9 protein-coding genes are annotated in these 12123 nt (G+C 62.7%); 4 read left to right on the forward strand and 5 right to left on the reverse strand.

The genetic code is table 11. The features are described from left to right. Nucleotides 1-99: 99 nt before the first annotated feature. Together ACFQJC_RS11875 and ACFQJC_RS11880 are read right to left on the reverse strand one after the other, a co-directional pair. Entirely contained in the window at nt 100-1491 is a 1392-nt protein-coding gene (locus ACFQJC_RS11875; protein ID WP_390223729.1) for a substrate-binding protein, read from the reverse strand. A gap of 233 nt (nt 1492-1724) precedes the next feature. Beyond that, nucleotides 1725-3335, reverse strand: coding sequence for a long-chain-fatty-acid--CoA ligase (locus ACFQJC_RS11880; RefSeq protein WP_390223731.1), 1611 nt, complete (start codon nt 3333-3335; stop codon nt 1725-1727). 177 nt (nt 3336-3512) lie between these two features. Here ACFQJC_RS11880 and ACFQJC_RS11885 point away from each other — a divergent pair, with 177 nt between their 5' ends. Further along, nucleotides 3513-3767 carry a hypothetical protein gene (locus ACFQJC_RS11885; protein WP_390223733.1) on the forward strand — a complete coding sequence of 85 codons (255 nt, stop codon included), beginning with the start codon at nt 3513-3515 and terminating at the stop codon, nt 3765-3767. A gap of 16 nt (nt 3768-3783) precedes the next feature. Here ACFQJC_RS11885 and acs read toward each other — a convergent pair whose 3' ends face one another. Both acs and ACFQJC_RS11895 read right to left on the reverse strand, forming a co-directional pair. Beyond that, complete coding sequence (gene acs, locus ACFQJC_RS11890; RefSeq protein WP_390223735.1) at nt 3784-5772, reverse strand: acetate--CoA ligase; 1989 nt, start codon at nt 5770-5772, stop codon at nt 3784-3786. 153 nt (nt 5773-5925) lie between these two features. Continuing rightward, nucleotides 5926-7626, reverse strand: coding sequence for an acyl-CoA mutase large subunit family protein (locus ACFQJC_RS11895; protein ID WP_390223737.1), 1701 nt, complete (start codon nt 7624-7626; stop codon nt 5926-5928). Nucleotides 7627-7767: 141 nt separating this feature from the next. Between ACFQJC_RS11895 and ACFQJC_RS11900 the strand changes: the two genes are divergently transcribed. Genes ACFQJC_RS11900 through ACFQJC_RS11910 form a run of 3 tightly spaced genes read left to right on the forward strand, consistent with a single transcriptional unit; the run spans nt 7768 to nt 11322 of the window. After that, a complete protein-coding gene (locus tag ACFQJC_RS11900) occupies nt 7768-9714 on the forward strand; it encodes a NosD domain-containing protein (protein WP_390223739.1) in 1947 nt (648 codons plus the stop codon). After that, the gene (locus ACFQJC_RS11905; RefSeq protein WP_390223741.1) at nt 9707-10525 is read left to right on the forward strand and encodes an ABC transporter ATP-binding protein; all 819 of its coding nucleotides are present in this window, start codon (nt 9707-9709) and stop codon (nt 10523-10525) included. Before ACFQJC_RS11900 ends, ACFQJC_RS11905 begins: the two co-directional genes overlap by 8 nt. Before the next feature lie 5 nt (nt 10526-10530). Beyond that, nucleotides 10531-11322 (forward strand): ABC transporter permease subunit, encoded by a 792-nt coding sequence (locus ACFQJC_RS11910; RefSeq protein WP_390225605.1) that lies wholly within the window; start codon nt 10531-10533, stop codon nt 11320-11322. Between the two features lie 32 nt (nt 11323-11354). On the opposite strand, the gene ACFQJC_RS11915 is transcribed toward ACFQJC_RS11910, so the two are convergent. Then, nucleotides 11355-11999: an FAD-dependent oxidoreductase gene (locus ACFQJC_RS11915; RefSeq protein ID WP_390223743.1), complete on the reverse strand. Its 645-nt coding sequence runs from the start codon at nt 11997-11999 to the stop codon at nt 11355-11357. Nucleotides 12000-12123 lie beyond the last annotated feature (124 nt).

Raw genomic sequence — 12123 nt, forward strand, 5'->3', positions numbered from 1 at the left:
GTGTTGCGGTTTGGCATGAGTATGTTAAACTGAGTCATTTACACGCAGGTCATTCCTTCATAATAAATGTGCATCGTAAGAGGGTGGTGCGGCAGTGGATTACTCGTATGGGCCGAGTTCACACTCAGCCGCAGGACCAGCGTCGCAGGCGTACCCGAGGTCGTCACGACTCGTGATGTTGACGATCTCGAAGTACGTCCCAGAGGACTGTTCAGAGCCGGGCAGCCCTTGCACGACGGGGACGTCCCGCTGTGCCTGGTGGTCGCATCCGCGCATCGTCTCTGCGCCCATTCCGATGTTGTCGTAGTCGTAGTCTTCGAGTTGCTTGATGACTTCCGGCGGGTAGAACGTTCCCGCACGCTCTGCTGCGGCGGCGTACTGGAGCGTCTGCGCGTACGCGAGTTGAGCGGGACCCGAAGGCGTCCGGTTGTACTCGTCTTGGAACGCCTGCGTGAACTCTTCGGACGGCGTGTTGTCGATTTGCGAGTCCCACGCGACCGTTCCGTAGATTCCTTCGATAGCGCCGCCTGCGGCCTCTGCCATCGGGCGGTTGTACAGCGGAACGAGAATCTCCATGTCCTCGTTGATACCAGCGTCAACGGCCTGTTGGACGGAGTTCGCGCCGTCGAGACCGTAGTGGTTGAGAATGAGCACGTCCGCCCCAGAGTTCTGTGCCTCCGAGAGGTACGTGGAGTAGTCGGTCGTCCCGAGCGGGGTTGCGACTGATTCGACTTCTTCCCAACCCGCGACGTCGGTCATGAACTGATTCATCGACGCCTGTTGGGTCTGTCCCCAGCTGTAGTCCGCGTACAGTTGGTAGAAGGACAGGCCTTCGCCGTAGGCGTCGCGCACCACAGGTGCGAGCGCCTGCCCGGTCATGTACGCGTTGAACATCTCACGGAAGGAGTAGCGAACACAGTCCTTCCCGGTCGTGTCGTTCGAGTGCGTCAGACAGGCCATGAACATGACCTTCTCGTTCTGACACAGCCCTTGAACAGCGATTGCAGTCGCGGACGAAGAACCGCCGGAAATCATGATTACGCCGTCGCGCTGAATCATCCCAGAAGCGGACTGTCGTGCCTGGTCGGCGTCCGTCGCGGTGTCACCGTCCACGTAGTCGATGGTGTAACCGAGCACGCCGTCTCCCGAGAGGTCGTCGAACTGCGTGTCAACCCAGCCGCCACCTTCGTTCAGGTGCTTGACCGCGAGTTCGTACGCGCGAAGTTCGTCTTCACCTTCAGACGCGTACGGACCGGACTGCGGAACGTTGAATCCGAACGTTGCGGTGTCGCCTTCGATTGGGAAGTTACCCAGTGCGGGGTAGTCGTCACCGCCGTTGCCGCCACCGCCTCCGCCGCCGCCACCGCCGTTGCCGCCGTCATCTCCGCCGCCGCCGGTACAGCCAGCTAGACCAGCAAGCCCTGCTGCGCCCACAGCACCAGTCGCTTTTAGCACATCGCGCCGATTAAGTGGCTTGTTATCCCGTGCCATAATTAGGTCGCCGGATACATTATTAATAATAGTTATGTATATATGCCCTAATATTGTACCTATATTTTCGCACATATGGGGCATAGTATCGAAAACGCATATTATGCCGTATTCGACACCGAGAGGCTATCACTCGGCCAATTTGGCCGGGATTTGTGGTTCATAGAGACTTCCTGACTATCGTGAACAAACGTTCTCGGTTGTAGATGAAAAAATCGTTAGACAGGGAGCGATTATCCCTGGCCGACCATCCTGTCTTCGCCTTCCCACTCTTGTTCTCGCAGTTCGTACTTCTGGATTTTTCCGGTCGCGGTTTTCGGAAGTTCCGTGACGAACTCGATCTCTTTCGGGACCTTATATGTCGCAATTCTGTCTCGACAGAATTCGATGAGTTCCTCGGCAGTCGTCCCGGGACTGTCAGGGTCGCCGCTCGTCGGGACGATGAACGCTTTCGGTGATTCACCCCACTCGTCCGACGGGACCGGAATGACGGCGACGTCAGCCACCTTCTCGTGGTCGAACAGCGTGTCTTCGAGTTCGATACTGGAGATATTCTCCCCGCCGGAGATGATGATGTCCTTCTTGCGGTCCTGGATGCTGATAAAGCCGTCTTCGTCCACGGTGGCGAGGTCACCCATGTGATAGTAGCCCTCCAACCGCGAGTTGAACGCCTCGTCGGTCGCTTCTGGCTTGTTCCAGTACTTGTCCATCACCTGGTTGCCGGCGACGACGATTTCGCCGATGCTCGTCCCGTCGCGCGGCACGTCGGTACCGTCGTCGTCAACGACGCGCACGTCGGTTCCGAGGTAGCCGATTCCCTGTTTCTTCATGACGCCGAAACGCTCGTCACCGTCGCCGAGGAACCGTGCCGCCTCGGACGTCGTGATGAGCGGTCCGGTCTCCGTCGCCCCGTAGACGTGCATGAGGTGCCAACCGAACGTGTCTTCGACCGTTCGAATCGTCGCTTCGGGCGGTGCTGCGCCCGCGGTGGCCGCACGGACCGGGTTCGCGCCGGTCATCTCCATCCCGTCGTTCTCGCGGTACAGTTTCTGCAGGATGTTGAGCACCGTCGGCGCGGCACAGAGGTAGGAGACGTCCTCTTCTCGAATCGCATCGACGACCGCCTGCGCATCGACGCCGCGAGTGCAGACGTGCTTCGCACCGTGACCCGTAATCGCGTAGATGTGTCCCCACCCGTTGACGTGGAACATCGGCAGCGTCCACAGGTACACGTCGTCGTCGGTGATGTGCTGGTGCATCGAGATGAGGTACGCGTGTATCGTCTCGGCGCGGTGGGTCCGACAGACGCCTTTGGGGTCGCCGGTGGTCCCCGACGTGTAGTTGATGGTGATGAGTTCGTCTTCGCGCATCTCCGGGCGCTCGTACTCGGTCGAATCGGCGACGAACTCGTCGAAGTCGAGCCAATCACCATCGACCTTCTCGGGGTCGTTGGTGACGAAAATTTCGGTCGGGATGTCGTCTCGCACCGACTCGATTTTCTCGGCGAAGTCGTAGTCGGCGTAAATCGCTTTGACCTCCGCGTCGTTCAGCATGTACTCGAAATCGGCGGGGACGAGGCGGTAGTTGAGCGGCATGTGGATGGCCCCGATTTGCATCGACCCGTAGGCCGCTTCGAGGTGGTAGTGCGTGTTCGGGTCCAACACGGCCACCCGGTCCCCCTTTTCGACGCCCTTTGCCTGTAAGGCCGCCGAGAACCCATCGGCTCTGTCACCTAACTCGCCGTAGGTATATCGTTCACCCGTCGTTGCAACGACCGCCTCTTTGTCGCCGTAATACCGGCGTGCGCGGTCGAGAAATTCCGTCACGAGGAGTGGCTTCTCCATACACCGAGTTGTTCACAAACATTATGAATAAATGTGTAGGGTGGTGCCACATCGCGCAGCCGTGCAAATTGTTGTCAATGAAAGAGTCAATACGGATGTGAATGTGGCATAGCAGACTATATTACTATCCAATCTATGCACGAAAATAACTTGGTAGTGCGCGTCGAGTACGCAGATATGTCCTTTTCGGACTACGTCGGTCAGTCACTCGGTGGGAACGGCGAAACGATCGTTCGAGTCGCGCCACATCGCCTCTGGCAACCGGAGGGCGAGCGAATCGAACCCTGCACGTACAGCGGCGAAGAGTTAGTTCTCTCGGAGAAGCACCTGCTCGTCGTCCTCGAAAAAGACGGCATTCGCTCGCGGTTGTACTTCCGTGACGAGGAGTCACTCAATGCGTGGCTTGACGAGCACAGCGAAGCACACCAATAAAAACGCGGCCGAGGAGTTACTCGCCGGTAACTTTCAGCTGAATCTCTTCGACGATTTCGGGGTTCCGAAGCGTCGTCGTATCGCCGAGCTCCTCGCCGTTCGCAATCTCCTCTAAGAGGCGACGCATAATCTTCCCAGACCGGGTCTTCGGCAGTTCGGGAGTGAAGATGACCTGTTCGGGCCGGGCAATCGGGCCGATTGCGTCCTCGACACCCTTGACGATGCGGTCACGCATCTCGTCGTCTTCCGTCTGGCCCTCTTCGGTGATGACGTAGGCGTACACCGCCTCGCCTTTCACCTCGTGGTCGCCACCGACGACGGCCGCCTCTGCGACGCCTTCGACGCCGACGATTGCCGATTCGATCTCCATCGTCCCGAGACGGTGGCCGGAGACGTTGATGACGTCGTCCACGCGGCCGAGGATGGTGATGTAGCCGTCGTCGTCGATTTTGGCTCCGTCTTCGGGGAAGTACACCCAGTCGTCGGGGTCGTCGCTGTCCGTATCGGAGTACTCCTGCCAGTACTCTTCGATGAAGCGCTCGTCGTTGTTGTAGAGCGTCCGGAGCATCCCCGGCCACGGTTTCTGCACGGTGAGATAGCCAGCGCGGCCGGCATCGACCTGCTCGCCCTTCGTATCGACGATTTGGGCGTCGATTCCGGGGAGCGGCGGGCCGGCAGAACCGGGTTTCATCTTCTTGATTCCCGGCAGCGTCGAAATCATCATGCCGCCGGTCTCGGTCTGCCACCACGTGTCCACGACGGGGCACTCCTCGCCGCCGATGTGCTTGTAGTACCACTTCCACGCGCGCGGGTTGATCGGCTCGCCGACCGTCCCCATGAGGCGGAGACTCGACAGGTCGTGCTTCTCGGGGTGTTGGGACCCCCACTTCATGAACGCGCGAATCGCCGTCGGCGCGGTGTAGAAGATATCGACCGAGTACTTCTCGATCATCTCCCACAGTCGGGCGCGGTTGGGGAAGTCGGGCGTCCCCTCGTACATCACCGTCGTCGTGCCGAGCGAGAGCGGCCCGTAGACGATGTACGAGTGGCCGGTAATCCAGCCGATGTCTGCGGAGCACCAGTAGGTGTCCTCCTTCTTGATGTCGAGGACGGAGTGCGAGGACCACGTCGCGTAGGCGAGGTAGCCACCGGTGGTGTGCTTGACACCCTTCGGTTGACCGGTCGTCCCGGAGGTGTACATCAAGAAGAGCATGTCTTCGGCGTCGCGCTCGACGGGCTCGACGCGCTCGCCTGCGTGCTCGTCCATCAACTCGCCCCAGTCGTGCTGGTTGCCGCGCAGGTCGTGGCCGAAGCCGTCGTCACCCAGTCGGTCAACGACGACGGTCGCTTCGACGCCGTGTTCGACGCCGTCGAGGCCCTCGTTAGCCTTCTTCAGGTGGTCGAGGGGGTCGCCGCGGCGGTAGTATCCGTCACACGTGACGAGGTACTCCGAGTCCGCGGCGTTCATGCGAGTCGCCAGTGCGTCGGCCGAGAAGCCACCGAAGACCACCGAGTGCGGCGCACCGATGCGGGCACAGGCCAGCATCGCAATCGGCAACTCGGGAATCATCGGCATGTAGAGCGTCACGATGTCGTCTTCGCCCACGCCGAGGTCGAGCAGCGCCGACGCGAACTCGTTCACCTCGCGGTAGAGGTCCTGATAGGTGTAGGTCCGCGTCTCGCCGTGTTCGCCTTCCCACTTGATGGCGACGCGGTTCTTGTCACCGTTCTCGACGTGTCGGTCCACGCAGTTGTAGGAGGCGTTGAGTTTGCCACCCGTGAACCACTTGTAGAACGGCGGGTTCGAATCGTCCAGCACCTCGTTATACCCACTATACCAATCCAACATTTCGGCCGACTGCTCCCAGCAGCCGGGCCAGTTTTCTTCGAACTCGTCGTAGATGGCCGGGTCAGAGACGTTCGCTTGCGCGACGAACTCCTCCGATGGCTCGAACTCCTCTTGCTCAACCAGCCGTGCTTCGAGTTCTCCGTCACCGTCTGCCATAGTACGTGTTAACTTGTATAATCATGCATGATAAATGTATGTAGTAAGGCAGTGGGGACGGGCGATTTCGTCCGAAAAATACTGTCCGAGAAAAGCGGATGAATCGGCGTTCCTTCTCGCGGTCTGACGGTTCCCGCTCCGGCCTGCTCGCCGTTACATCACGCCGATGGTCTCGCGGTACGTGCCGTACTCTTCGGCGAACACGTCCATGATTTCGCCCATCGTCACGTACTGCTTGACCGCATCGACGAGGACGGGCATGACGTTCTCGCCGTTCTTCGTGGCCTCGCGGAGTTCGTCGAGCGCGGCTTCGACGGCGTCGTCGTCACGCTCTGCTTTGACTTCCTCTAAGCGAGCGAGCTGACGCGTCTGCACCTCGTCGGCGACGTGGAGTAGGTCCGGTCGCGTGTCCTCGTCCGTCGCGTACTTGTTCACGCCGACCACGGTCTCTTCGCCGGTTTCGACGCGCGACTGGTACTCGTAGGAGGCTTCGCTGATTTCGCGGTGGAAGTAGCCCTCGTCGATGCCTTCGAGGATGCCGTCGCGGACCGACCCGTCGCCGAGTTCTTTGAGTTCCTCGATGTAGGCCATCGCCTCGGCCTCGACTTCGTCGGTCAGTTTCTCGACGAAGTAACTGCCGCCGAGCGGGTCCATCACGTCCGCAGCGCCGGACTCTTCGGCGATAATCTGCTGGGTGCGGAGTGCGACCGTGACAGCTTCTTCGGACGGCAGTGCGAGCGCCTCGTCGAAGCTGTTGGTGTGGAGCGACTGGGTGCCGCCGAGGACGCCGGCGAGCGCCTGAATCGTCACGCGTACGATGTTGTTGAGTGGCTGTTGCGCGGTCAGCGATTGCCCCGCCGTCTGCGTGTGGAACTTGAGCTGTTTCGACCCGTCTTTCTCCGCGCCGTACCACTCGGACATGACGTGGTAGTAGATGCGGCGGGCGGCGCGGAACTTGGCGACTTCCTCGAAGATGGAGTTGTGGGAGTTGAAGAAGAACGAAAGCTGGGGGGCGAAGTCGTCCACGTCGAGGCCGCGGTCGATGGCGTCTTCGACGTACGCGAAGCCGTCGGCGAGGGTGAACGCGAGTTCCTGCACGGCCGTCGAACCCGCCTCGCGGATGTGGTAGCCCGAGATGGAGATTGGCCGGATGCGCGGCGTCTCTTGGGCCGCGAACTCCACGGTGTCGGTGACGAGTTTCAGCGAGGGTTCCGGCGGGATGACCCACTCCTTCTGCGCGATGAACTCTTTGAGCATGTCGTTCTGGAACGTCCCGCCGATTTGCTTGCGAGAGACACCGCGTTCGTCGGCGAGTGCGACGTACATCGCGTAGATGACCGGCGCGCTCGGGTTGATGGTAAAGGAGGTCGTCACCTCGCCGATGTCGATGCCCTCGAAGAGAATCTCCATGTCGCGGAGCGTATCGACCGCGACGCCCTCTTTGCCGACCTCGCCGTCGGAGAGCGGGTCGTCGGAGTCCTTGCCCATGAGCGACGGCATGTCGAACGCCGTCGAGAGACCCATCTGACCGTTGTCGATGAGGTAGTGGAAACGCTCGTTGGTCTCCTCGGCGGTCCCGAAGCCAGCGAACTGTCGCATCGTCCACGTCCGGCCGCGGTACATCGTCGGGTAGACGCCGCGGGTGTAGGGTGCCTCGCCGGGGAAGCCGAGGTCCTCCTCGTAGTCGAGGTCCGCAACGTCGTCGGGGGTGTAGAGGTCGTCTACCTCGTGATTCGAGACGGTCGCAAAGCGCTCTTTCCGCTCGCCGTACTTGTCGAGCAGCGGGTCGCGGGTCTCGTCTTCCCACTCGTCGCGGGCCTCACGAATCGATTCGAGGTCCTCCTCGTCGTACATAGTTCACAAGTCGGATGGACAATGATTAAGGATTCGGGTCTGTCTCGTCGTTCGATTCATCGAACCGACAGCTCTCCCGAATTCGACACGGAGACCATCGCACCTATCACCTCCTCGGTTCCTACTCCCAACAATTAGCAGATGGTCATCTTGACTCCGACTGCGACGCGGTGGGCAACGGCCGTCGTCGCGCTCGTCGTCGTCCTCGCCAGTCTCTCGTTCGTCGTCCCGGCCGCCGGGTCGGTTTCGCCCGTCGAGTTCGACGACACCGTCAAGACCGGCGGGACCGCAGTCGATGTCCAACAGGCCGAAGCCGACGGGTTCGAAGTCCCCGTCGCGCAGGTCCACTTCTCGCGGTACCGGTACGTCATGGGCTACTACGACGTCCAGACCGCCGCCGCCGACACCCAATCACCCGAGAGCGCACGACAGTTCGGCGACCCGCTGGCCGTCTTCGTCACCGACTACGCGCACGTGATACCCCTCGTTGACGACGACGGTCACCTCCGGACGAAGCACAACCGCGCGACTGGGTGGGTCGAAGCCGACGAGGCAGTCTTCGTCGTCGAGTCTGGCGCGCGCGTCGCCTCCGGACCAATCGTCGTTCCGTTCTCTGACCCCGCCGACGCCCGCGATTTCGCCGACGAGTACGGCGGCGAGGTAGTGGGCTGGAAGCAAGTCCAAAATCGGGCCGAAAACCCGCTCTCGGCGCGACTCGATGCGTTCGAATCGTCGGTCGAGGCGCACCACGCGCGGGCCGACCAGACCACCGCTGCGAGTGAACGACTGTTCGCGCGACCCGTCTCGATGGTCGTCGGCGACGACGCGCCAACCATCCGCGCGGCGGTCGAATCCGCACCGGCGAACACGACTGTCTACGTCCCGCCCGGCACCTACGAAGTCGATACCGTCGAGCTGAATCGTTCGATTACGCTCCTCGGCGCGGGCAAGGAGACGGAACTCGTCGGCGACGGAAACGGCAGCGTCGTCCACGTCCGCGCCGAGTCGGCCGCCGTCGGCAACCTCTCGATTGGGGGCGTGGGCGACGTCGGCACGCGCGGCGTCCAAGCGACCAACGAGTCCGTGGATTGGGACACGCGAGTGACCCTCGCCTACGGCCGCGGCGACGCCGGTATCGTCCTCGACGGTGCGAACGACTCGGCGATTCGAGACGTGCGCATCGACACGCCCGCGAGCGGCGTCATCGCCCGCGAGAGTCGAGCCAGCATCTCGAATCTCACCGTGCAAGGCGCAGACAAACCCTCGGACGGCTTTATGGGCGTCGTCCTCATCGGCCAGCCATCGGTCGTCCAGCACTCCACGTTTCTCGACGGCCGTGACGGCGTCTACACCCATCGCGCCGACGGGAGCGTCGTCCGCGACAACTACATGGAGAGCGGGCGGTACGGCGTCCACGAGATGTACACCTCGGACACGCTCGTCGCCGACAACGTGGTCCGAGAGAACGAAATCGGCGTCATCATCATGACCAGACCGGTCGGCAACCTCGTCGTCGGCAACGACGTTCGGGACTCCGAATTCGGCTTCATCCCCGCCGGGAGCGACACCTACGTCGCCGACAACGTGTTCGCCCGCAACGAGTACGGCATGGACGTGAGCGGCGACCGGCAGGTGTACGTCCGAAACGTCGTCGCCGGCAACCACGTGGGAGTCCGCGGCAGTTCCACCTTCCCGACCAACGTCGTCGTTAGCAACGACATCGTCGGCAACGACGTGCGGGTCGAATCGACGCTCGGGCCGATGCGGACGTGGACCGTCGGTGGCGAGGGCAACTACTGGGGCGAACTCCCCGTCGCAGACGCCGACGGCGACGGCACCTACGACCGGGCGTTCGAACCATCGAACCCGGTCGATGCGAACCTCACGCGCGACCCCTCGGCGCTCGTGCTCTCGAACTCGCCCGTTATGGAGGCACTGCGGAGCGTCCGAGACGAAATCGCCGGTCTACGCGGGTCGGGCGTGGTCGATACCGCCCCGCGAACGAAAGCTGTTCACGACGATATGGACACAGTACTCAACACGTCGGCGCGCATCGACTCACAGTACACGGAGCGTGCCGATGACTGACCACGAGAACCGACACCCACGAACGAACGCCTCGACGCCGACGCTCGATGATTCGACGCCGACGCTCGCCGCCGAGAACGTCTCGCACCGATTCGGCGACCTGCGAGTGCTCGAAGACGTGTCGCTGTCGGTCGAGCCGGGCGAAACCGTCGCCGTCGTCGGCCCGAACGGGTCGGGGAAGTCAACACTTCTCCGGTTCCTCGCAGGGGTCCGAACGCCCGATTCGGGGACCGTCACGCAGTCGGCCGCCGGAGACGCGCCCGGAGAGGGACGACAGAGTGGCTATCTCCCTCAACAACCCGAGTTCCGCGCCGGGTTCTGCCTCCGCGACACGCTGGCGTTCTACGCGAAGTTCGTCGAGGGCGCGGACATCGACCAGACGCTCGACCAAGTCGGCCTCGCCGAGATCCGCGGCCAGCACACCGAGACGCTCTCGGGCGGGCAGACTCGTCTGTTGGGACTCGGCCGAGCACTCCTCGGCGACCCGCCGCTTCTCGTCCTCGACGAACCCGCCAGCGGCCTCGACCCCGAGATGGTCGAACGCCTCTTCGCTATCGTCTCCGACATCGCGTCGAGCGGGCGAAGCGTCGTCCTCTCGTCGCACAACCTCGGACCGGTCGAACGAGTCGCCGACCGAGTGCTCGTGCTCTCCGACGGCCGGGTCGTCGCCGACGGGTCGCCGCGGGAGTTAGTCGAACGAAGCGGCGCGCCGGACCTCCAGATGGCGTTCGGGACGCTCGTCTCGGGGGACGAAGACGAACCCGCGTCCACCGACGCGCGACGGACGCCGGACGAGGTGGTCGAACAGTGAGCGAGATGGACGACCTGTTCGCGGTGGCCGCCCGCGAGTTACAGACGATGGCTCGCATGCCCGCGATGGTCGCACTCTCGGGAGTGTTCACACTCACTATCGTCGCCGTCGCGGCCGCCGGGTCGGGCGCGCGCGGTGGATTCGTCCCGCTCGTCCTCGACCTCTTGCCGTTCGTCGAACTTCTCCTGCCACTTCTTGCGTTCGCACTCTGCTATCGCGTCGTCCTCGCCGACCGGAATCGCGGCGAGATAGACGTACTCCGGACCTTCGGCGTCTCCCGATTGGCTTACGTCGGCGGCGTCTACCTCGGCCGTGGACTCACGCTCGTCACCGTGGTCGGTACCTCGCTCGTTGCGGCAGGCGCGGCCGTCCTCGTCTTGTCGCCACCCGAATCGGCGTTTCTCGCGGTCAACACCGCGGCCGACTCGCCGCTCGCGTTTGTCAGATTCGGTGTCCTCTCTGTCCTGTTTGCACTGACCACCGCGGCGATTGCGCTGGCCATCTCGGCGGCGGCGCGCACGACGCGACAGGCGCTCGCGTTCGCCGTCGGCCTGCTCGTCGTCTTCGCTGTCGGCGTCGATGCCGCGGCAGTCGCGGGCGTCCTCTCGGGGACGTTCGGACTGGAGACGGTCCCCGCCGTGGTCGCACTCAGTCCGAACGGGGCGTTTCGAACGCTCGTCTTCTCGCTGGCCGTCGAATCCGGGTCGTCGCCGTCGCCACTTCTCGCGCTCGTCGGCCTGTTCGCGTGGCTCTTCGGAAGCGTCGGTGTCGCGGTTGCGACCGCGTGGGACCGGTGAAAGTTGGGATTGTGTGAAAACGAGCGTCCAGTTCAGCCGAAGTTCTCGACTTTCGCGGCGTCGGCGTCGCCACCGGCGGCTTCCAGTGCTTCGACGGCCGCCTCGACGAACGAGGCGAAGCCGTAGACGAACACCTGTTCGCCGTCGTCGCCGGTGAGCGCGTCCGCGACTGCGTCTGTAAGTGCCGCTTCGTCGTCGGTGATGACGAGAGAGGCCCCTTGTTCGGCGAGTGCTTCGAGTCGCTCCTCGTGCGCGGGCGCGTCGTCGATGTAGACGACGGCGGCTTCGTTTCCGTCGGCGATGGCGGCCTCCGCGATACCGACGGCGGGACCGACACCGGGTCCACCCGCGAGGACGACGACGCGCTCGTCGGCCGCGTAGTAGCTGTTTCCGAACGGGCCGGTGAGCGTCAGTTCGTCGCCCGCTTCGAGCGATTCGAGGTGCTGGCTGAACGGGCCGGCCTCGTCGGGGTCGATGCCGACGGTCACTTCGAACGTCTCGGTGACGCTCGGCGACGAGAGCGTGTAGAAGCGCGCGTAGGACTCGCCGTCCAGTTCGGCACCGAGTTTGACGAACTGACCCGGTTCGGCCTCGAAGGCCTCGGGCGTCTCGAACTCGATGGCGACCGTGTCGGGTCCAACGTCGCGGACTGCGGAGACAGTCACAGATGTGTCCATACACTCCGTTTATCCCTCCGTCACAAGGGCCTTGCTTTCTCGTATGTACCTGCCGACACCCTCCTCCGGGAAAGGAGCAATAATTTCCCCAAGAATGGTGCCGGAATGAATAACTGGACGATTG

The sequence above is a fragment of the Haloferax namakaokahaiae genome (assembly GCF_042663225.1).
Taxonomy (GTDB): domain Archaea; phylum Halobacteriota; class Halobacteria; order Halobacteriales; family Haloferacaceae; genus Haloferax; species Haloferax namakaokahaiae.